Source organism: Wolbachia endosymbiont (group A) of Ancistrocerus nigricornis (assembly GCF_947250785.1).
GTDB lineage: Bacteria > Pseudomonadota > Alphaproteobacteria > Rickettsiales > Anaplasmataceae > Wolbachia > Wolbachia pipientis.
This window is the reverse complement of sequence record NZ_OX366348.1, coordinates 919,743-940,448: the sequence shown is the minus strand read 5'-3', so window position 1 is coordinate 940,448 and position 20,706 is coordinate 919,743. Positions and strand designations below refer to the sequence as shown.

Genomic DNA, 20,706 nt, shown 5'->3' with positions numbered 1-20,706 from the left:
GTACAGCTAGTGTGTCTCTTGACCAAAAAAGCCAATAATATTTTCTTTCACTTCTGTGCTATCTGTCATGTTATTTACTCTCACACGAAATTCAGATGAGCCTTGAAGCCCGCTACTGTACCAACCTATGTGTTTGCGGGCCATCTTTATTCCTGTGTCATTTCCATAGTACTCAAGAATATTGTCGTAATGCTCGAGTATGATGCTTAATCTCTCTGAAGCTGTTGGCTCAGAAGTTTCACTTCCACTGAGAAAGTTCATTGCTTGATTAATCAGCCAAGGTTTACCGTAGGCACCACGACCTATCATCACTCCGTCTGCTCCAGATTCTTTGAGAGCATTCTGAATATCATTTAAATTTTTAATATCGCCATTTACTATAACTGGAATTTTCACTTGCTCTTTAACATTTCTAACGAATTTCCAATCTGCTTGACCATTATAAAGCTGCGCTCTTGTTCTTCCATGCACAGTGATCATTTTTGCTCCTAAGTCTTCGGCAATTTTCGCAAGTCTCGGGGCATTGCGATTTTCATCGTTCCATCCAGTGCGCATTTTCACCGTAACTGGCATATTCACTGCTTTGACCACAGCTTCAATTATCTCAGCGGCTTTTTTCTCATCACGCATTAGCGCTGATCCTGCATAACCGTTTACAACTTTTTTAACAGGGCAACCAAAGTTTATGTCTATAATTTTTGCTCCCATGTCCTCGTTTAATTTTGCAGCCTCCGCCATAACATCTGGCTCACACCCAGCAAGCTGCACAGCAGTTAATGCATCGACTTTTGCTTTTTGCAAACTCTGGCGAGTTTGCATAATCATAGCTCTGCTTGCGATCATCTCTGAAACTAACAAACTTGCACCAAGTTTCTTCACAATACTTCTAAACGGATAATCAGTCACTCCAGACATTGGAGCTAAAATAACTGGAGAATCAATTGTCAAATTTCCTATTTGGAGGGGCATAAGGTCAATGGTAATTTTTCATTGATTACATAATGCAACACAAACTTGCATTCTCCCTTGAAATAGAAGACTGAGATGTTTTCGTCCTTGGCGGACGCTTACGATTTCTTAGATCTTCCTTACATTTCTCATCTTCCATAAGCGCTCTTGTAAATTCTTCTCTTTTCTCATTCAAATCAAATTTATATTCTGATAACTTTTTGTCAATTTCGTCAAATGATTTGTCTTCGTTAAGCATTTGTGTAATTTTATGAGCATTTTCTAACGCAAATATTCCACAGTTATACCCGTCACTTTGCTGCTTAGTTGGGGAAATTCTTATGTCTAATACCCATTCCTCTTTTTGCAGTTCTCTTTTAACAATATTTAGCACATTATCTGGCAATTGATTACCAAATGAGTCACAGTAATAAGCTCTAAATTTTTTATCACCTGCATCAAGTTTAATAACCAAAGTTACCCAATGATTGTTGTTAATATGAAGAACCGAAGTAAATATCAATTTAGAATTTTGTTTTAATTCACCTCTATAATTCTGAATAAATTCTTTTGTGAGTTCGTCCCAACCATTAGAATAGCTAGGAGCAAGAAAATAGACATTATTATTACTATGTTCACTTTGTGAGTACCCATACACAACTCTTGCAATATGTGTAATGTCATCATCACATAACCAGTAAGCATAATTTCCTCTGTTTGTCTGATGCACAAGAGTGTCCAAATTTTCATGAAACTCTTTACCACCCAAACCACTATCTTTTGAAGCAATAGAAATTCTGCAACTACTGTTCTCTGAAACAGTTGACCCATCTTCATTATCTGGTCCAGGAAAAATACCACTATCCTCATGTGGAGTTTTTTGCTCACCTTGACTTGCTCTTTTTCCATTAATATAACCCTTCGCTAAGTAAAATAAAGGTTCAACAACCATTTTGTATGCTACTGTAAGAATTGTTCCCATTAAAACCCAAACTACGGGGTTAGAGATGAGCATAGCAAGTGGAAAGGTCAATAGAGGGGATCCTATTACCGCCCCTAAACAGCCAGCAGCGAATGTGGCTGCTAGGCATACACAAGCAGCGTAGATAAGGAATTCCTCACCAGCAAAGTAAGTGCTCTTTTTCTGATTATTTTTTGTAATGCCCAACATACTACACCCTATGAACGCTAAGTTAATTAAATTTAAACAAATTCTAACAAAAAAATCAACCATAATAATTTTAGTAGTATGAGAATATATTGAATATTAAGAGCTTTTGGAGTACAGTAACAATGTTAGTAATAGCACAATATATGCACGATATAGAATATATACGCAAAAACCCTGAAGGATTTGAAAAGGCAATGAAAAGCAGGGGAATTAGAGAATCTACTGCGGAAGAGATATTAGAAATCGATCACGAGAAAAGATCATTAACCACTAAACTGCAGGATTTGAATAGGCAGCGCAATGAAATCACAGAGGAAATAAAAAAGCTTAAAATGAGCAAGAGCCCCTGTGAAGAGCAAATAGAGTTGTCAAAAAGCATCACAAATGAGATAGAGGCAATCAGCTTAAAAGAACAAGCAGAAAAGGATAAGTTAGTGAATGTTTTATCTAACTTGCCGAATATTCCTGCGCAAGATGTGCCAATAGGCGCAGATGAGAACTCTAATTTAGAGGTGAGAAGATATGGAGGAAAAAGACAGTTTGATTTTGTACCAGAATCTCATTATGAACTCGGAGAAAAATTAGGTTTAATGGACTTCGAACAAGCGGCGAGAATTTCCGGATCAAGATTTACGATATTAAAAGGACAGTTAGCTAAGCTTGGACGAGCGCTAATAAATTGTATGCTTGAAATGCATGTTAATGAATTTGGCTATACTGAGGTGTACCACCCGGCTTTGGTGAAAAACGAAGCTATGTATAATGTTGGTCAGCTACCGAAATTTTCTGACGATTCGTATTTAACTACCGACGAATTGAGGTTGATTCCCACAAGTGAAGTGTTTTTAACAAATTTAGTTGCTGACAAAATAATGGAAGAAAAAGAACTGCCTATTCGCTTTACTGCATATTCGGAGTGCTTTCGTAAAGAAGCAGGTAGTGCAGGTCGCGATACCAGGGGCATGATAAGGCAACACCAATTTGGTAAAGTGGAGTTGGTAAGCATCACAACTGAAGACCAATCAAATGATGAGCTTGAGCGTATGACGAGTGTTGCTGAAGAGATATTAAAAAAATTAGAATTGCCATACAGAGTAATGCTGCTTTGCAGTGGCGATATGGGTTTTGCTGCACAAAGGACTTATGACATAGAGGTATGGTTACCTGGGCAAAATAAATATAGAGAAATATCAAGCTGCTCAAATTGTGGTGCATTTCAAGCAAGAAGGATGAACGCTAAATACTCTTCAGAAACTGATAAAAAGATGAAAAAATATATTCACACTTTAAACGGCTCAGCTTTAGCTATAGGAAGAACGATTATTGCCATAATGGAGAATTATCAAAATTCTGACGGGTCGATTGCAATACCAAACGTGTTGCAAAAATACATGAGTAATGATACTGTTATAAGCAAATAATAATTTTGACATATAGAAAAGCGAGGAAATAAAGATGAAGGTTCTGGTTATAGGTTCTGGTGGGCGTGAGCACGCTCTACTTTGGGCTCTAAAAAAATCTCCTATCTTGACTGAGTTATATGTAACTCCTGGTCGCCAAGCTATGAAAGATCTTGGGGCTCTTGTGGATGTAAATATTCAAAATTCAGTGGATGTTACACAATTTTGCAAGAGAGAAAATATAGAGTTGGTTGTTATTGGTCCAGAACAACCAATAATTGATGGGCTTGCTGATGATTTAGTTGCAGAGGGAATAAATGTTTTTGCTCCAAGTCAAGCAACTGCAAAACTTGAGGGATCGAAGTCTTTCACCAAGGGACTATGTAAACGATATGGTATACCAACTGCCAAGTACGAGTGTTTTGTTGATGAAGGGTTAGCTAAAGATTTTGTACGTAGCAATAAAATAAAGTTTCCACTTGTAGTGAAAGCAAATGGAATTGCAGCAGGAAAAGGGGTGGTTATATGTAATACAGAAAGCGAAGCTTTTTCAGCAATAGATTCAATGCTAGTGGAGAAAAAATTTGGTGAATCAGGTGAAGAAATAATCATAGAAGAATTTTTAATTGGAGAAGAAGTAAGTTTTTTTGCTCTTATTGATGGGTTGAAAGTAGTAACTCTTGGGTGTGCAAAAGATTATAAGAGAGTTGATGAAAGTAATGAAAGCCAAAATACTGGAGGTATGGGGTCGTACTCATCACCTTCAATTATAAGTAAGGACATGGAGCAAAAAATTATCCAAAAAATAATATACCCTACAGCTCAAGCATTGGTTAACATGGGTACGTCTTATAAAGGAGTACTCTTTGCTGGTTTAATGATTTGCAAAGATAGCCCAAAACTTCTCGAGTATAACGTTAGATTCGGTGATCCAGAAACGCAATCTATATTACCTAGATTTGATTCAAATTGCGATTTGTTAAAATTGATGTTGTCAGTTGCAGAAGGAAAGTTAAATGTCAAAATGGTGGAACTTAACAACAAATCTACAGTTTGTGTAGTTGTTGCAAGTAAAGGCTATCCGGGTGATTATCAAAAGGGAGAAGTAATTAAAGGATCAGATAAGATTGAAAGCATTCCTGGTGTGTTGGTGTTTCATGCTGGTACTAAATTCGATGAAAGTGGTAACTTAGTTTCCGATGGCGGAAGAGTGCTAAATATAGTAGCAGAAGGGAGCACTATAGAGGAAGCCAAAAGTAAGGTGTACTCAGCATTAAATTTTTTAGAATGGCCAGGGGGCTTCTTCAGATACGATATCGGTAGTTAATGTTAGCTGTCGGTTAGCAGGTGGTTCACAGAAACGAAAAACTTCCTTGACAAACTCCGCCAGCCCCCTTATCATGAAACTGAAGCTATTGTATTTGCTTTCGCCAATCTGCAGATTAAAAGGTAAGGATTACTTAATGTATCGGCGTCTTATGTTCAATTTTTTGCAGTATATAGATACTGTATGTCTTTACAAAACTTCATCTACATCTAGATTTTTATCTAAATAAGCTGAACGCGCTTATAAAGCGTTACAAGACATCAAAAAATGCCAATACTCGACAGAGATAGTAAAAGACTAGCTAATTCGGGGATTCTTTGTCTTTTTTTCTGCTTGGTAAATTTCTTAAACATTTGCAGCATAGGTTAGTTGCAATTAAAAGCAGCTAAATCTTGCTTGTCAAGCGTTTAAAACATAAAAAACGCCAATATTTTAAAGCAGATAATAACCCCAGGGCTTCTTTTGCCTTTTTTTTCATTTGGTAAATTTCTTAAATATTTATGGCTAAACGACAATCGTCATCCCGCAGCGGGATCTAGAGATACCGCGGCGGTATGACGTAGGGAAACCTTTCTTGGGTTAGCTATAAAACTAATCAGCATCTTGTTTAGCACATATAAATTAAGTTTCACAAATATAGTGCTAAACCTTGAAAATATGTTATAGCTACTTCTTCCAATTTAGTGGTGGGTTTTGACAGTACACATGTTATTTTACTAGCTACCAACTCAAGTGTCACAGAAGTTGCAATCATTTTAAATGTCACAGAAGTTGCAATCACTGCATTTATATTCTGTACTTTAACATTTACTCTACTTTCTATTAGAGGCTTTACCCCCCTTACATCATTACGTACAGCAGTATGATTTATTTCATTTTCAATTCCACTACTATGCTGCAACAAGATATCCCCATTAACTTTTATTTCAACATTTTTGTCACTACTACCATTGTTAAAATTTAATCCCTCATCTCTTCTACTTTGTCTTTTTTCTTTTAATTTTAATTCAGTTTCTCTTTTATCAAGGGTAGGAAATGGGATGTGAGTTTTTTCCTGACCATCTTGATTTATAGCTCTTGTTGTATTAAAAGCTTCGTTGCTTTTACATGATATTGTATAAGTAAGTGGTGTGTAGATTTTTTCTTCACTATCTGGATATTTTATAGTTATTGTTGCATTAAGAATGTCTTTCAGAATATCATTTTCTCTAGCTATGTCTAAAATTTTTTGAATAACTTTGCGATCATGTAATGCGGCAAGTAACTTATCAGTTACTTTTTGATTATTTTTATGTTTTATGGTTATTGTTGTGTTAAGAATGTCTTTCAGAATACCGTTTTCTTTAGCTACTCTTAACATTTTCTCAACAGCTATACTATCTTTACGTAGTATAGCATAAGCAAGTGGTGTGCAAGTTTCTTCCTGACCATCTGGATATTTTATAGTTGTTGTTGCGTCAAGAATGTCTTTCAGAATACCGTTTTCTTTAGCTACTCTTAACATTTTCTCAACAGCCATACTATCTTTACGTAGTATAGCATAAGCAAGTGGTGTAACAGTTACTCTCCGACCATCTAGACATTTTATAGTTATTGTTGCGTTAAGAATATCTTTCAGAATACTGTTCTCCTTAGAGATTTTTAAAATTTCTTCAATAGCTATACTATTTTCACGCAGTATAGCATAAGCAAGTAGTGTGTAAGTTACTTCCCGGCTATCTGAATGTTTTATAGTTGTTGTTGCGTCAAGAATGTCTTTCAGAATATCGTTTTCTTTAGCTACTCTTAACATTTTCTCAACAGCTATACTATCTTTACGTAGTATAGCATAAGTAAGCGGTGCGCAAGTTTCTTCATGACCATCTGGACATTTTATAGTTGTTGTTGCATCAAGAATATCTTTCAGAATACCGTTTTCTTTAGAGATTTTTAAAATTTCTTCAATAGTTTTGCTATTTTTACATGATATAGCGTAAGTAAGCGGTGTGTAAATTTCTTTCTGACCATCTAGATATTTTATAGTTGTTGTTGCGTCAAGAATGTCTTTCAGAATATCGTTTTCTTTAGAGACTTTTAAAATTTCTTCAATAGTTTTGCTATTTTTACATGATATGGCGTAAGTAAGCGGTGTGTAAATTTCTTCTTGACCATCTAGATATTTTATAGTTGTTGTTGCGTCAAGAATATCTTTCAGAATACTGTTCTCTTCAGCTGCTACTAGAATTTCTTTAATAATTTTGCCATCCTCCCAGAACATAGCATGAGCAAGTGGTGTGTAAGTCACTTCCCGGTCTAGATATTTCATGGTTGTTGTTGTGTTAAGAATATCTTTCAGAATACTGTTCTCTTCAGCTGCTACTAGAATTTCTTTAATAGCTTTGCTATCCTTCCAGAACATAGCATAAGCAAGTGGCGCGTAAGTCACTTCCTTGTTATCTGGATATCTTATAGTTGCTGTTGTGTTAAGAATATCTTTCAGAATACCGTTCTCCTTAGAGACTTTTAAAATTTCTTCAATAGCTATACTATCTTCATATAGTATAGCATAAGCAAGTGGTGTAACAGTTGCTCTCCGACCATCTGGATATTTTATAGTTGTTGTTGCGTTAAGAATATCTTTCAGAATACCGTTTTCTTTAGAGACTTTTAAAGTTTCTTCAATAGTTTTGCTATTTTTACATAATATGGCATAAGTAAGTGGTGTGCAAGTTTCTTCCTGACCACCTGGATATTTTATAGTTGTTGTTGCGTCAAGAATGTCTTTCAGAATACCGTTTTCTTTAGCTACTCTTAACATTTTCTCAACAGCTATACTATCTTTACGTAGTATAGCATAAGCAAGTGATATAATAGTTGATTCTTTACCCCGATGTTTACTTACTTCCGTAGTAAGAATCCTTTGTTTTTCCTTTTCAGATATTTTTTCTAGTTCTTCAGCAATGCTACTTTTTTTGCCTTCTATTTTTGATGCTAATTTTAAAATACTTTTTTCATCTTTCTCTTTCAATTTCGAATCGTTTACCTGATGAGTCATTTTTTTTCTCAAGGTCTTTCTTATTAAACTAAGCATAACATTTTCTCTCTTCGTGGTTATAATATTTGCTTTTATGAATCAGTTGTGTTGATAATGTATTAATTGCATAGTTCAGACATTGTTTTATAAAGCAAAATTTTAGTAGACCACCTTACAAGAACGTTTCTTGCTAATTCTGAATCCGAAAAAAGGACGCAGTAAAGTTATTTGTAAGGGAAGAATGAAACTTGTAGCTATAGCTAAACTGACTTACGATAATTTGAAAAACCGTCATCCCGCTGCTTGTTAGCGGGATCTAGAGATACCGCGGCGGTATGACGGTTCGCAGTGGTATGACGGTTCGCGGCGGGATGACGATAAGCTCGTCATCCCGCTACATTAATATTGTATTAATAAAAACTTAATAATAATCCTTAATAATATATGAACTAACATGTTTGCAATTTCGTATGACAGAGGAAACAAAAGATGGATATGCTTCCTTATACGTTGCAATTCAGGAAGGTAATATTGAAGCTGCAGAACTACTAATAAAATGTGGCACAAAGGTCAATGATCATTATGAACGCAATCGTACGCCACTGCATATTGCCATCGGACGCAAACAATTAGAAATAGCAAAATTGCTGATAAAAAATGGAGCAAACGTTAATGCAAAAACTCAAAATCATGGTAAAGATGATCTAACACCAATGCACTTTGCAGTTTTTGCAAATACGCCAGAATTTATAGAATTACTAGCTAGCCATGGTGCATTGATTAATGAAAGAGAAAGTACCGAAGGGTATACTCCTCTTCACTTTGCTGCTTTATATGGGAACAAAAATATAATACAAGCCTTAATTGATAAGGGACAAGATATTGAAGATGTGGACAATAATGGGCGAACAGCTCTGTTTTTAGCTGCTAGGCAGTGCACTGAAGCAGAAGATGATAGCAGAATAGAAATTATCAAGTATTTGATAGACAAGCTCAAAGCAGATGTAACAAAGAAAGACAATAATAACAATGCAGTACTCTTTCCTGCCGCTAATAATTGCCCTGGAAAAGTGGTAGAATTCATCATTGAGCAATATATAAAAATCTTTGAGTTAGAGAATTTTATCAACCACAAAAATAATGATGGAATGGATGCTTTGGATATTGCGCTGAATAGTGGAAACGAGAAAGCTATTGAAGTATTAAGATCATATGGAGCAGATATCAAGAATAAGGTAGATGGTAGCATTCAAAAAATTACTGCAGAAAAACCAAGTAGTACCCTAGACAGAGCAGAAAGTGCAGAGGTAGCGCCTCCAATTAAGCAAAGAGTATAAAGCTTTTTATAAAGCGATTATAAATTTCAGTAAGTTGCAGAGGCTCTACAATGGGAAGTGTAGTATGTTAGCAGATACAAATGACTAGATAAATTATATTTCATTAAAGTCATTTATCTTGAAACATAAGCAGGATTTTGTATAGTTGTTTCAATTTGGGTCTGTATATTGAAACAACGCGTGAAAATGACAGGTCATTGTACAAGAGGTATCTAATTCACCGACAAGAATGCTAGATAAAGACACTTACATTTCAATTATTTCACAATTTCTGTATAATCTTAAAAACTCAATTAGTGCGTTATGAAGATAATAATAGGTAATGCTAGTAAGGAATTAGGGGAATCAGTAGTTAACCGGCTAGATGTTCAACCATCCTCTGCTTGGATATCAAAGTTTACCGATGGTGAGGTAAATGTAGAAGTAGCAAATGATCTATATAATCAAGAAGTATATATAATACAATCTCTTTCTCCCCCTGTGAATGATAATCTTATGGAGCTTCTGCTTATAATTGATGCAGTAAATAGATTAGGAGCCAAAAGGATAGTAGTAATTATCCCTTATTATGGATATAGCAGGCAAGATAGAATTATCAAGAACAATAATGTGCAGTCTGCTTTAAGTGCCAAATTAGTTGCAAATCTTATTCAAACTGCAGGTGCAAGTAGCGTTGCAGTTATTGATTTGCACTCAAGTCAAATTGAAGGATTCTTTGATGTACCGATAACTAATTTGAACTGCTTTGAAGCATTTGTTGACTCTATACACACGGAAAATTTGGCAATTGTTGCACCTGATGTTGGAGCAATTGGTAGAGCACGTGCTTTTGCAAAGACTTTAGAGGAAAAGTACAAGATAGGGTTAAGTGATAAGGTTATTGTAGTAGATAAATATAGGGAGAAAGCAGGCACATCTCAAGTAATGAACATAATAGGAGAAGTTGCAAACAAAAATTGTGTCATTGTTGATGATATAGTTGACTCTGGTGGAACATTGTGTAATGCAGCTCTTGCTTTAAAAGGCCACGGAGCAAAGTCCGTAATTTCATGCATCACACATGGCGTGCTTTCAGGAAGTGCAGTTGAGAAAATCTCTTCCTCTTCTTTAGATAAATTAGTGATTACGGATACCATACTTCACAAATTTGAAAAAACTGGTAAAATAGAAGTTGTTTCGGTCGTAGATATTTTAACTCACTTTATCCAAGGAGGTAAAGATGCCAGCTAAGTCAACAGAAGACGTTATTACTTCACTAATAGAATTTGCAAATAAGAGAAAAATAACAATTACCAAAGAAGAAATGCTTAAAATTGCACAGCTTGTAAGGATTAAGTTATCAAATGACGAGATTGATCACTACTCCAAAGAACTGACAATGCTGGATTGGATACATGATACTTTATTGCAAGTTAATACTGAAGGTGTTTCTCCTATGCGTTATGGCAGCATAGACAAGGACATTCATGTACGCGATGATGTTATAAATTCTCAAAACATTAAAAAAGAGATATTGTCCAATACAAAACCTGAGCATGGGTATTTCGTAGTGCCAAAGGTTATAAGCAATTAAAGTAAAATAAGGCTCATATCAAATCTATAATAGATCTACTTTCAAAAATAAGACCAATCCGGTAAAGAAGCATTTGTGGGAGTGGAAACCATTTTTTGATTTTTCTTTACTAAGTCTACTAAATATAGTTTAGAGTTGCTTGGTGATTCTGTTCTTGTAAAAATGATTTCTCTACCATTTGGTAACCATGCCGGGGATTCAATTTTATGCCCCTCTGAAAGCAGACGTTCTTCTTTGCCATCTGGCTTCATAACTCCTATGTAAAATTTTCCTGACTGAATCTTTGTAAAAGCTATCAGATCTCCTTTTGGCGACCAAACAGGCGTAGCATATCTTCCACTTCCAAAACTAATTCTTTTAGGTTTTTTACTTTTGTTAGTAAAATCGATAACGTACAGTTGCTGACTCCCACTTATATCAGAACTAAAAGCCATATACTTTTGATCTGGAGAAAAAGAGGGAGAAGTGCTTATAGCTGAACCTTTAGTAATTTTTTTTGTTCGTTTACTACTTAAATCCAAAGATAATATATTCGTTTCACCACCCAATGAGTGGGAAATTAAAAGAGATTTACCATCGGGAGAAAATCTTGGTGCAGAAACAACTCCTTCAAATGCGCTGATTATTGATTCAGTGTTATCTTTTAAATTTTTTAATATTATATAACTTTTACCATTTGCGTACGAGATATAAACAATGCCCTTTCCATTTGGTGAGAATCTCGGTGTTGACACAAATCTATCGCCATTTGTTAAGTATTTTATATTACTTCCATCTTGATTCATCACAGCAATTTTACGCACAGATTTGTAGTTGCTATCTTTTTCTTCAGCGATATACGTGATTTTTGTGTTGAAGTGCCCTTTCTCACCAATTAATCTATCATGTATCACATCCGAAACGAGGTGACCAATTTTTCTCCAGTCTTTTGCTGGAAAAACAACTGACTGAGTAAGTAATTCTCTTTTTGTAAAAGCGTCAAATAAACGAAATGATAGCTCTAATGCACTACCAGATATTTCGCTTAAACTTACTGTGACTACAGTATCGCTTTTCCAAGATTTAGATTCAGCTTCCGCGCCACGTTTTACATTAAATAAGCCACAATTAGATAAATTTGTTCCTATTACCTTTGCAATATTTTCGCTTAATTCGCTTTCCAACGCTGTTTTACATGTACATTTAGATACAACAAGACCAATGTTACCAACACTGCTTTTTTTTATATCAACATATAAAGCAGCTTTTGTAAAATAAGGAATAAATAACGAAATAAATAACACCAGATGAACGAATAGCTTCATTCATTTCATACCTGTTCTATCTGAACCTCAATTATAGGCCTTTTTAGTAAATATTCCTTTAAGATACTCAATATTGAACTTTCAATCTTATTTTTAATTTTTTTTGTTGGCTGCAAACTAAACAACGACTCAACTTTCTTGACAATTTTCTGTATGGTAGCTGCATCTTCTAGCACTTCAAAAACACCAGGTACAAATACTTTTGGTTTAGCAAGCAATTTATTTTTCTTGTTTACAACTGCTGTTACCACAATAACTCCGGCATCTCTCATTCTTTTACGCATTTTTATAACACTGCTCTCCGGATGACGTAGCAACATACCATCAATACCAAAGTAGTCAACATCAATTGAATCAACCTTTTCTCCGTTCTCCAAATTAACAATATCACCTGGTGCAATCATTATTGCTTTTGCCACACCGCACTCTTTAGCAAATTTTACATGTGCATGCGTGTGAATATATTCGCCGTGAACTGGAATAGACATCTTCGGTTTTATTAAAGAATACATTTCCTTTAGCTCTTCTCTTGTTGGATGCCCAGAAGCATGAACATGCTCTGTTTTTTCAGTAATAACTTCTACCCCCATCTCAATAAAGGCATTGAGCATGTTGTGCGCACGAGTTTCATTTCCAGGAATGATTTTTGACGAAAAGATCATGGTATCACCTTTCTGCATTTTAAATGCTTGATGACTCTTAGCAGCAAGTCTTGCGGTAGCTGCCAGTGGCTCACCTTGACAACCTGTGCAAAGTAGCACCAGTTCTTCCCTTGGAAAATTTACTGCTTCCTTTGCTTCAAGAAACTGAGGAGAATCAGTTAAATAACCACTATCTTGCGCAACTTTCACTATTCTCCATAAAGATCTACCAAGTAAAACTACTTTTCTATTTAGTGCTTTTGCAGCTTGGCTTATCGTTTCAATTCGTGCCACATTTGAAGCGAATAGCGAAACAGCAACTAATTTTTTAGACCGCTTTATTATGTTATAAATATTATTATAAATTTCACCTTCTGACTCAGGGTGATGCTTGCTTAATATATTGGTTGAATCGCAAATTGCTGCAAGCAGGTCACCTTTATCGCCAATTTCTTTTAGACGCTCCATATTAGAAGTTAATCCAACAACAGGTTTTGGATCAAATTTCCAGTCTCCGGTATGGAGTGCACTACCCATTTCAGTGCTAATTAATATTGAATTTGCCTCAGGAATTGAATGAGTTACATTTATAAACTCGACGGTAAAAGGACCCAAATTTATGCTGCCATTTATGTCTACCTCTTTCACAGGCACTATACCTTCCAATCGAAATTCTTTTAGTTTCTCTTTAAGAAAATTAACCGTAAACTTTGTTGTATATATGGAGCACTGCAACTCTTCCCACAAGTGGGGCACTGCACCGCAGTGGTCCTCATGTGCATGTGTAATTATTATTCCAAGTAAATCTTTTTTTCTTTGAGCAATAAAATCTATATCAGCAATGAGCAGCTCAACACCTGGCATAGTTTCATCTGCAAAACCAACACCAAGGTCGATCATAATCCACTTACCTTGGTAATGATATAGGCTAACATTCATCCCGATTCTTCCTACTCCCCCAAGCGGAAGAAATAAAAACTCATTTTTGTTTATATTCATTAAATTTAAATTATTAAAACCTGAGAATAGCAAAACTTCGACCTTAAATAAAGAAATTTATTGCTTTTACATAGTTTTAAGGAACTAAGAAGTTTCTGTTGGCTAATAATAACACTATTGTTAAGTTTTCCATTAATAAGGTCAAAGAATTGCAGGATTAAATGAAAACCCGTAAACAGTTACCCCTTTATGTCATTTAGCAGATTTCTTATTTTTTTTTTACTTTACTAAAAAACCCTTCAGATTGCTGTTGTACACTTGCATTTTCCTCTTCTTCAAGCGCTTTTAATAGTTCAATTTGCTTTTTAGTTAAATTTTTTGGATTTAAAGTCTCAACTATTACCTGTACGTATAAATCACCACGAGCATGTGAGTTCATATATGGCATACCCTTTTCCCTACAACGTAGTTTGGTACCAGTTTGAGTGCCTTCAGGGACCTTTACTTTTATTTTAGCTCCATCAATTGATTGAATATCGATTTCACCACCAAGCACTGCTAGTGTCATTCTTATAGGCACTTTACAGTGTAAATCTGCTTTATTTCTAGCAAAGATTTTATGGAAAATTATTTTCACGTATACGTATAAATCTCCACTTTTTCCACCTTTTGTTCCAGCTTCTCCTTTACCACTTATCCTTACCTTAGCTCCTTCTTCTATGCCTTTTGGAATTGAAACGGATATATTTACTTCATCTCTTCTACGTCCACTTCCACCACATTTCTTACATTTGTTTTGTATTATTTCTCCTTCCCCATAGCATGTAGTACATGTTCTTTCGATGGTAAAAAAGCCTTGTTGAGTTCTAATCCTACCGCTTCCCTGGCATGTGTGGCACTGAACTGGTTTAATTGCTCCTTCGCCACCTGTGCCTTGGCATGTATCACATTTTACATTTGTCACATAATGTATAGGCGCTTGTATTCCTTTAAATGCATCTTCTAAGGTAATTTCAAGATCATAACGTAGGTCTGCTCCAGATACTCCTGTTGTACTTCTTTTTGCTCTCGATCTACTTGCACCACCACCGAATCCTCCACCAAGGAAGTCATTGAATATGTCGCTAAAATCTCCTGCAGAGCTAAAGCCTTGAAATCCACCAGAAGCACCTTCGTGGCCATAACGGTCATAGCCTGCCCTTTTCTCAGAGTCAGACAGAACTTCATATGCAGCTGTTACTTCTTTAAATTTTTCCTCTGCTTCTTGATTGCCAGGATTTCTATCAGGATGATATTTTAATGCTAATTTTTTATACGCTTTTTTTATCTCATCAATACTGGCATTTCTGCCTACTTCCAGCAGATCATAGTAGTCTTTTTTGCTCATATATAATAGTTTAGTGCTTAACCTTTAAAGATAGGTATTACATATATTAATTTCAAGTGTGACTTCTGTTTCCTATAAAATGTGGTGCACCCTGAGCGACTTGAACGCCCGACCTTTTGATCCGTAGTCAAATGCTCTAATCCAACTGAGCTAAGGGTGCTTTCACAAAGTTAACTTTAGCAGGTTTTGTAGCTTGATTCAATTAATTTGGCTAAAAATAAAACTGTTAATTTTTACCACGCATGAACCACTCACAATTCCCAGGGAGAGTAAGGAGGTGGTGCATCACGAGAAGAATATCCATAACCATACACTTGTTTAAGATAGCTATCTACCGCTCTTTCAGCTTTCTCGATATTTTCTGATTCTTCCTCATGCTTCATATGAAAAGCTAAAACACCAGCAAAACATACGAGAGAATTAACGCCAAGGATAGCTAAACCCCACACTGGTAAGACTGGGTAAACAGCACAAGCTACCAAAGCTGCCAAAGAAACAACGCCAACCGCAAATTCTATATTTCTGAACGTTTTAAATTTACTATCCAGGTAATCTATTTTTTCTTCTTTTCTAGCCACTTTTCTGCTGCTGTTATACCAAAAACACATACCAGCATGGAAAGCAACACACACAACTGCAGCTACTATACCCAAAGCTAATAGCTTTCTACTGTCTTCTGATTCTTTTTTATTCTCTTTTCTCCCTTGATGAGTGGTATTACCATTGTTAATATTCGTTATATTATTAACCGTAGTGTGACCACGTCCACCGAATAAAGAATCCATCCAGCATTGTAATAGCAAATAATCCCAAAAGTCTAAACCTCTATTGTGTACATGTATATGTGTAATCTGAGAGCCTGTAGGTTGTGCGTTATTCCCTGCGTTATATTGATCATTTCTGCTTCCTGTATCGTGCCTATTGCTTGAATTTGGATGTGTAAATTCTTCATACACATTTTTAAAATTCTCCTTGCTCCAAGTTAAATTCAGTGTATTATCACAATACTGTAGAAACCATTCAATATTATTATTATTACCTAATTTCTTTATATAGGCTAACGCATACCTTTTTAAAACACTATTACTTGCTACCATAAATACCCTCTTAAGTTAAGATTAAATTAATAAATATTTATTATAACAGGATAACGTCTACTTGTCAACTTGATCCTGATTCAAGTATCCGTTCAGAGTGTGGCAGAAGAACTTATTCAAATAAAGTAGGTGGTAAAATATAAACATTTTATAAAGTGAAAAATGGACTTTTCAGACCACTGCCGAGCTAAAAAAGCCCTGAAAAACGTGATACTTAGGCCACTTCTTGCTTAAGCTGTACAATTTCAGCTTGAGAAAGGCCAGTGGATTCAGCTATTAAATTAACAGATACACCAGCTTTAAGTAAATTTTTTGCAACTTCGATTTTTCCTTTCTCTATACCTTCCTCAAGTTTGTATTCAAGAATGGCTTCTTCTTTCCGCAGATCCATTATTCTTTCTTCATATGCTACTAAATCTTTTTCATTCCAGCTAAACCTGTCTAATTCATCGTAGGCTAACTTTATTATTGGTGATTTTTCTGCTATATTCCTTAGGTCTTCATCTGTAGTTTCATCTGCATACTGTTGTCTAAGTGAAGAAGGTCGCCCCTCCTCACTCGACTTCAAAACCGTACGTGAGACTTTGCGCCTCATACGGCTTCTCTCTAATTTGGTGCTTGTCATGCACACCTCCTGTGTAATTCATCGTGACAATGCCCATGTAACAAAGATAAATTTTTGATCATATTGTTTCGTCTATTCCGGTCTTTATGATGTATTTCTATTATATCATCACTTTCAAACCATAGTCTACAATTACCGCATTTACTTTGTTGTAACTTCAATAGTTTTATTACTCTCGATGGCTTATCTGGTATTTCTCTAAGACGATTACCCCAATATACCCAATCACCATCATATGGAGATCTGGTTTTTTGCACTTTGATATGTCGTTTAATAACATGATCGCTGTGTATAATAAGATGTATCTTGTTACTTGTCATAAAACGCCAGTTATCGTTATTATACTTTTTAAAGTATTTTCTTTTTATCCAGCATTTCCCTTTGTTTGGGTGCCTAAAGACTGCCCACTTCCAGAGCTTTCTATGTATAGTATTATCCAATGAGCTAAAGATTTTACATGAAACTACCGAAGAGTAATATTGACTCCATCCTCTGTTTATTGGATTGAGATTCCTTATTATTACTTCCTGTGGCGCCCCACGCATTTCTCTAAGTTTATGTTTAATAGCAAATGTATGCTGCTTTATAGAATTACGACTTGGTTTTATTAATAATGTGTAACCTTTTTTACTTTCTTTTGTTGGATATTGTCTTATTGAAAATCCAAGAAAATCAAATCCTGGTTTTGTTTCGTCAATGGTTCTTAATGTATGAGAAATTCTTGTTTTAGAGGGCTTTAATTTTAGTCCAATGGTTTCTAACCATTCTTCAACTAAAATTTTTGCTTTAAGAATAATCTCTTCGTTTTCATGTATGATGACAAAATCATCACAGTAGAAAATTACACTAATAGACTTTTGCGCGTTTTTATGCGATATCCTACCATATTTTCTTTTCATGCATTGAAAGAGTTCGTTTGTTAATGCTTTTTTGACATGTTGCTCTAATCCGTGTAATGCAACACAAGCTAGCAACGGTGCCTCCTTGAATTGTACCACGTTTTGTGGATTGAAACTTTCCATCTTCCATAACGCCTGCCCTTAACCATCTTCTTATGATTTTCTTTAACGTTGGTGTGGTTTTCAAGCAGTTTATTATGGTTAATATTGTCAAAACATCCAGAAATATCAGCATCTAATACATATGCTGTTTTCTGTTTTAGCACATCAAATATGGCTTCAATTGCATCATGACATGATCTACCAGGTCTAAAACCATAAGTGTTTGGCTCAAGTTTTTCCTCCCATTCTGGTTCTAAAGCCATTTTTACAAGTGTTTGTGATATAGTAGGTATACCAAGCGGGCGATGCTCCGATGGCTTACCAGGTTTTGGGATTCAGACGCGTCTTGATGGCTTTGCTTTTTCTTTTATATCTAAAGAATATGATAGTTGTAATCTTTCTTTTTGATTAAGATTAGCCTTTCCATCAATACCTGCAGTCTTCTTCCCCCTATTGTCCTGTGTTACTTTCCTAACAGCGAGTGTTTTTGCACTTGTTGATTTGAGCAATAATTTTTGAAGATTATGCATCTTTTTGATATCATTACATTTAGAGGCTTGGTAAATTCGTTTTTGTAGCTTAAATGAAGATTTCTTCAGCTTTCGCCAAGGAATTCCATTCCATTCATACCTAGCTTTTTGCTGGTCCATAACATATTCACTACTATTCACCACTTTACCTTCCAAATTAAAGTGTTTACGTCTGCATATCCCAGATATTACTTTGGGCATTAGCTTCTTAAACAATCCTTCCACATAGCAGCTTGTGGTTGGCTACCTACTTATATTTAATGAATATAAGAGCTTTTATGTGGTTACTCCGTTCCATAGCTTCGTTTCACGTTAAACTTAGATTCCTACTATTTGCCGGAAGCTGGGAACATCAATAACTAAAGTCTTCAATCTTTAGTTCCCCTTTTGCTTCGTACCATTTTGGTCTATGCGTAGTTCAACCTCTTTTCGCATACTATGCTTTGACGACAATTCAAACATAGGTTCCTCTCGTAATCATATCTAACTCTGTTTGCAGGGATTCACCATGAGGTTTAGTGTTACCTGCTTTTATCTCATGCTTGCATCCCAAAGGTTGCCATCCTTTGAAATGTGAGACATACATTATCCCCGATGTCTAGGGAAGATGGAATTTAACCATCACAAAACCACGGCTTTCCGGGTTGCACTGAAGAAAAATAACCAACGATCCACTATGCTTTCTAGCTGTTCTTCCTTATTCTTAGGAAATTTAGGTAGTTCAATAAATACAAATTGAAAATCTTTTAAGTCATGCTCATTGGTTTTCTCATCTCTTATAGTGTGGCTGGATATATAATCAAGCTTATCAGGAAATAAATTACAATTAGAGATAGCAATAAAGAAAACCTTCTTTAAATCAATGTACTTACCAGATTTATCAGCTTGCCTTGAGTAAGCCTTAGCAGCATATAGTTGAGCTCGTTTCTCAAAACCTTTATCACGAGCAAACTGGTCAGGTAAGGAAGCAGTATTACTACTACTCCCTCCCTTAGAAACCTTACTATTACCCACAAATATGAGGTTCATGAGCAAGTCTCCATCCTTCTGCTAGATCAAAGAGACGTCTCCACCCTTTCCAAAGAGTAATTGGTCCTGGTTTTGGGTCGCTTTTTCTTGCTAAATGACCTCCAAGTTCACGAAACGGCTTCTTTTATAGTAGGGGCTATATTTGGACATGGTTTCCTGTGTATTTTAACATATAAAACTTTCCATTCTTCCTCAGCTAATAAGGCAGTACATAGTAATGTTGGGTTAGTTCTTGCAATTGATGTAATAAAGAAAATTCTCCAAGCAATAATGCTCATGACTGTTAAATACCTCATTAATCTTTCTGCTGTTCCAAGTCTACATTCCTCAACTTTGAGACCAGATTTTAAAATCTTATGCAATATCTCTATTTTCCATCTCAAACAATACCAACTAACTTTTTCAACAGCTTCTTCAAAAGTACTGACCGGAAAAAAGCATCCACTCTAGAGGACTTGCTTCGGGAGGAGAGTTTTTTTCAACAACATGAATTGCGTGAAGTTGTAGACTCTGTCGGTTTATATTTTATGTGACCTTCTTTACATTTTATATGGCCTTCATGTGATAAATTTTCCGAATCTAATTTCTAAAAACGCTGTCCTTTTTTGCTTGTTATCTCTAGCAGGGATTTCAACTTCTACTTTTCCAGCGCAAGGGAGGCCTTGGATAAAAGACCATAATTTTTGCTTGTTCCTGGTATGCATGAATTTTTTATTTACATTTCTGTTGTGGCGAGCTCTTACTAAAATTGCTGAGTTAAGATTATGTGCAAGTTCAAAAAAATCATGCATATCTGCTTCTCTGTCACATACAGTTATAGCTTCGGTTTGGGCCAGATCTATAATATTATTTGTTTTCTTTAAACTTTCTAGCCATTTCATACTTTCTTTATCCTCAATATGAACGTTGTTACGATGGCTCTTTAGTCTTTTTTCTTCTTCAGAAATGAGTTGCCTCGAGTAAATCTTTTGATCCAGTATTCCCAGCTTCCGTACTAACAGCAAGGGCTGTATGCATTACTGCTCCTTTTCCAGCAATAGTTCCCAATCCGCTTATGGCTTGAGTATGAAATATAAGTTGTATCTTGAATCACAAGAATTCTTTTATGAGCTTTTGTTCTTTCAACTGTTTTATCAATGTGTGAAGCTAGAATATCGACTTCTTTTACGTTCTCATTTTGAAAAAAACGTTATGCTGCTTTTGCTTCTGACCAACTTCCGCATGCCTCATTAATTGAGCTTTCAGGTAAACTTATCAAACTATCAGCAATCTTTACTAATCGGTCAGTTAATCTTTTATCTCCAAGTACAGCATCTCCAAATTCATTTTTAGCCCATTCATTACTCTCGTTTGCCATTTTTATACCCTCAATATTTGCAAACTT

The 20,706-nt window shown here is 35.5% G+C and carries 15 protein-coding genes, 1 tRNA gene and 3 pseudogenes; 5 read left to right on the top strand and 14 right to left on the bottom strand.

Annotated features, from left to right (window positions below):
- Positions 1-6: 6 nt before the first annotated feature.
- Positions 7-969: a tRNA dihydrouridine synthase DusB gene (gene dusB / locus OOK90_RS04780; RefSeq protein ID WP_010962313.1), complete on the bottom strand. Its 963-nt coding sequence runs from the start codon at positions 967-969 to the stop codon at positions 7-9.
- Between the two features lie 25 nt (positions 970-994).
- Positions 995-2,119 (bottom strand): C48 family peptidase, encoded by a 1,125-nt coding sequence (locus OOK90_RS04775; RefSeq protein WP_264705804.1) that lies wholly within the window; start codon positions 2,117-2,119, stop codon positions 995-997.
- 143 nt (positions 2,120-2,262) lie between these two features.
- Between OOK90_RS04775 and serS the strand changes: the two genes are divergently transcribed.
- Positions 2,263-3,540: a serine--tRNA ligase gene (serS, locus tag OOK90_RS04770; protein ID WP_038198549.1), complete on the top strand. Its 1,278-nt coding sequence runs from the start codon at positions 2,263-2,265 to the stop codon at positions 3,538-3,540.
- A 34-nt stretch (positions 3,541-3,574) separates the two neighbouring features.
- Positions 3,575-4,846 (top strand): phosphoribosylamine--glycine ligase, encoded by a 1,272-nt coding sequence (gene purD / locus OOK90_RS04765; RefSeq protein WP_264705803.1) that lies wholly within the window; start codon positions 3,575-3,577, stop codon positions 4,844-4,846.
- Positions 4,847-5,474: 628 nt separating this feature from the next.
- Here the strand turns inward: purD and OOK90_RS04760 are convergent.
- The gene (locus OOK90_RS04760) at positions 5,475-7,916 is read right to left on the bottom strand and encodes a WD_0033/WD_0034 family tandem repeat-containing protein (RefSeq protein ID WP_264705802.1); all 2,442 of its coding nucleotides are present in this window, start codon (positions 7,914-7,916) and stop codon (positions 5,475-5,477) included.
- 413 nt (positions 7,917-8,329) lie between these two features.
- Here OOK90_RS04760 and OOK90_RS04755 point away from each other — a divergent pair, with 413 nt between their 5' ends.
- The 3 genes from OOK90_RS04755 (at position 8,330) to gatC (ending at position 10,769) form a co-directional block, all read left to right on the top strand.
- Positions 8,330-9,196, top strand: a complete 867-nt coding sequence (locus OOK90_RS04755; protein WP_264705801.1) for an ankyrin repeat domain-containing protein — start codon at positions 8,330-8,332, stop codon at positions 9,194-9,196.
- Between the two features lie 303 nt (positions 9,197-9,499).
- Positions 9,500-10,426 carry a ribose-phosphate diphosphokinase gene (locus OOK90_RS04750; protein ID WP_264705800.1) on the top strand — a complete coding sequence of 309 codons (927 nt, stop codon included), beginning with the start codon at positions 9,500-9,502 and terminating at the stop codon, positions 10,424-10,426.
- On the top strand, positions 10,416-10,769 hold the full coding sequence (gene gatC / locus OOK90_RS04745; RefSeq protein ID WP_010962323.1) for an Asp-tRNA(Asn)/Glu-tRNA(Gln) amidotransferase subunit GatC: 354 nt from the start codon (positions 10,416-10,418) through the stop codon (positions 10,767-10,769). The genes OOK90_RS04750 and gatC overlap by 11 nt, the downstream gene beginning before the upstream one ends.
- Before the next feature lie 41 nt (positions 10,770-10,810).
- On the opposite strand, the gene OOK90_RS04740 is transcribed toward gatC, so the two are convergent.
- The 11 genes and pseudogenes from OOK90_RS04740 to OOK90_RS04690 all read right to left on the bottom strand — a co-directional run bounded on the left by OOK90_RS04740 (position 10,811) and on the right by OOK90_RS04690 (position 20,679).
- A complete protein-coding gene (locus tag OOK90_RS04740) occupies positions 10,811-12,073 on the bottom strand; it encodes a Tol-Pal system protein TolB (protein WP_006279726.1) in 1,263 nt (420 codons plus the stop codon).
- Positions 12,074-12,078: 5 nt separating this feature from the next.
- Positions 12,079-13,713, bottom strand: a complete 1,635-nt coding sequence (locus OOK90_RS04735; RefSeq protein ID WP_264705799.1) for a ribonuclease J — start codon at positions 13,711-13,713, stop codon at positions 12,079-12,081.
- Positions 13,714-13,921: 208 nt separating this feature from the next.
- Complete coding sequence (gene dnaJ, locus OOK90_RS04730) at positions 13,922-15,040, bottom strand: molecular chaperone DnaJ (protein WP_264705798.1); 1,119 nt, start codon at positions 15,038-15,040, stop codon at positions 13,922-13,924.
- Between the two features lie 82 nt (positions 15,041-15,122).
- A tRNA-Arg gene (locus tag OOK90_RS04725) sits at positions 15,123-15,200 on the bottom strand.
- 91 nt (positions 15,201-15,291) lie between these two features.
- Complete coding sequence (locus OOK90_RS04720) at positions 15,292-16,137, bottom strand: hypothetical protein (protein ID WP_264705797.1); 846 nt, start codon at positions 16,135-16,137, stop codon at positions 15,292-15,294.
- A 214-nt stretch (positions 16,138-16,351) separates the two neighbouring features.
- Positions 16,352-16,663: pseudogene (locus OOK90_RS04715) on the bottom strand (Rpn family recombination-promoting nuclease/putative transposase); the annotation flags it as partial.
- A 95-nt stretch (positions 16,664-16,758) separates the two neighbouring features.
- A complete protein-coding gene (locus OOK90_RS04710) occupies positions 16,759-17,784 on the bottom strand; it encodes a group II intron maturase-specific domain-containing protein (protein WP_197907114.1) in 1,026 nt (341 codons plus the stop codon).
- A complete protein-coding gene (locus tag OOK90_RS04705; protein ID WP_264706180.1) occupies positions 17,730-18,047 on the bottom strand; it encodes a reverse transcriptase/maturase family protein in 318 nt (105 codons plus the stop codon). Before OOK90_RS04705 ends, OOK90_RS04710 begins: the two co-directional genes overlap by 55 nt.
- A 51-nt stretch (positions 18,048-18,098) precedes the next feature.
- Positions 18,099-18,494, bottom strand: coding sequence for a reverse transcriptase N-terminal domain-containing protein (locus OOK90_RS04700; RefSeq protein ID WP_264329422.1), 396 nt, complete (start codon positions 18,492-18,494; stop codon positions 18,099-18,101).
- A gap of 450 nt (positions 18,495-18,944) precedes the next feature.
- Positions 18,945-19,247 (bottom strand): annotated as a pseudogene (locus OOK90_RS04695) (PD-(D/E)XK nuclease family transposase); the annotation flags it as partial.
- Positions 19,248-19,299: 52 nt separating this feature from the next.
- A pseudogene (locus OOK90_RS04690) lies at positions 19,300-20,679 on the bottom strand (IS4 family transposase).
- Positions 20,680-20,706 lie beyond the last annotated feature (27 nt).

What these genes read in the sequence shown, in the direction of transcription:
- dusB (WP_010962313.1), bottom strand. Translation starts at nt 969, where the DNA reads ATGCCCCTCCAAATAGGAAATTTGACAATTGATTCTCCAGTTATTTTA.
- OOK90_RS04775 (WP_264705804.1), bottom strand. Translation starts at nt 2,119, where the DNA reads ATGTTGGGCATTACAAAAAATAATCAGAAAAAGAGCACTTACTTTGCT.
- serS (WP_038198549.1), top strand. Translation starts at nt 2,263, where the DNA reads ATGCACGATATAGAATATATACGCAAAAACCCTGAAGGATTTGAAAAG.
- purD (WP_264705803.1), top strand. Translation starts at nt 3,575, where the DNA reads ATGAAGGTTCTGGTTATAGGTTCTGGTGGGCGTGAGCACGCTCTACTT.
- OOK90_RS04760 (WP_264705802.1), bottom strand. Translation starts at nt 7,916, where the DNA reads ATGCTTAGTTTAATAAGAAAGACCTTGAGAAAAAAAATGACTCATCAG.
- OOK90_RS04755 (WP_264705801.1), top strand. Translation starts at nt 8,330, where the DNA reads ATGACAGAGGAAACAAAAGATGGATATGCTTCCTTATACGTTGCAATT.
- OOK90_RS04750 (WP_264705800.1), top strand. Translation starts at nt 9,500, where the DNA reads ATGAAGATAATAATAGGTAATGCTAGTAAGGAATTAGGGGAATCAGTA.
- gatC (WP_010962323.1), top strand. Translation starts at nt 10,416, where the DNA reads ATGCCAGCTAAGTCAACAGAAGACGTTATTACTTCACTAATAGAATTT.
- OOK90_RS04740 (WP_006279726.1), bottom strand. Translation starts at nt 12,073, where the DNA reads ATGAAGCTATTCGTTCATCTGGTGTTATTTATTTCGTTATTTATTCCT.
- OOK90_RS04735 (WP_264705799.1), bottom strand. Translation starts at nt 13,713, where the DNA reads ATGAATATAAACAAAAATGAGTTTTTATTTCTTCCGCTTGGGGGAGTA.
- dnaJ (WP_264705798.1), bottom strand. Translation starts at nt 15,040, where the DNA reads ATGAGCAAAAAAGACTACTATGATCTGCTGGAAGTAGGCAGAAATGCC.
- OOK90_RS04720 (WP_264705797.1), bottom strand. Translation starts at nt 16,137, where the DNA reads ATGGTAGCAAGTAATAGTGTTTTAAAAAGGTATGCGTTAGCCTATATA.
- OOK90_RS04710 (WP_197907114.1), bottom strand. Translation starts at nt 17,784, where the DNA reads ATGGAAAGTTTCAATCCACAAAACGTGGTACAATTCAAGGAGGCACCG.
- OOK90_RS04700 (WP_264329422.1), bottom strand. Translation starts at nt 18,494, where the DNA reads ATGCCCAAAGTAATATCTGGGATATGCAGACGTAAACACTTTAATTTG.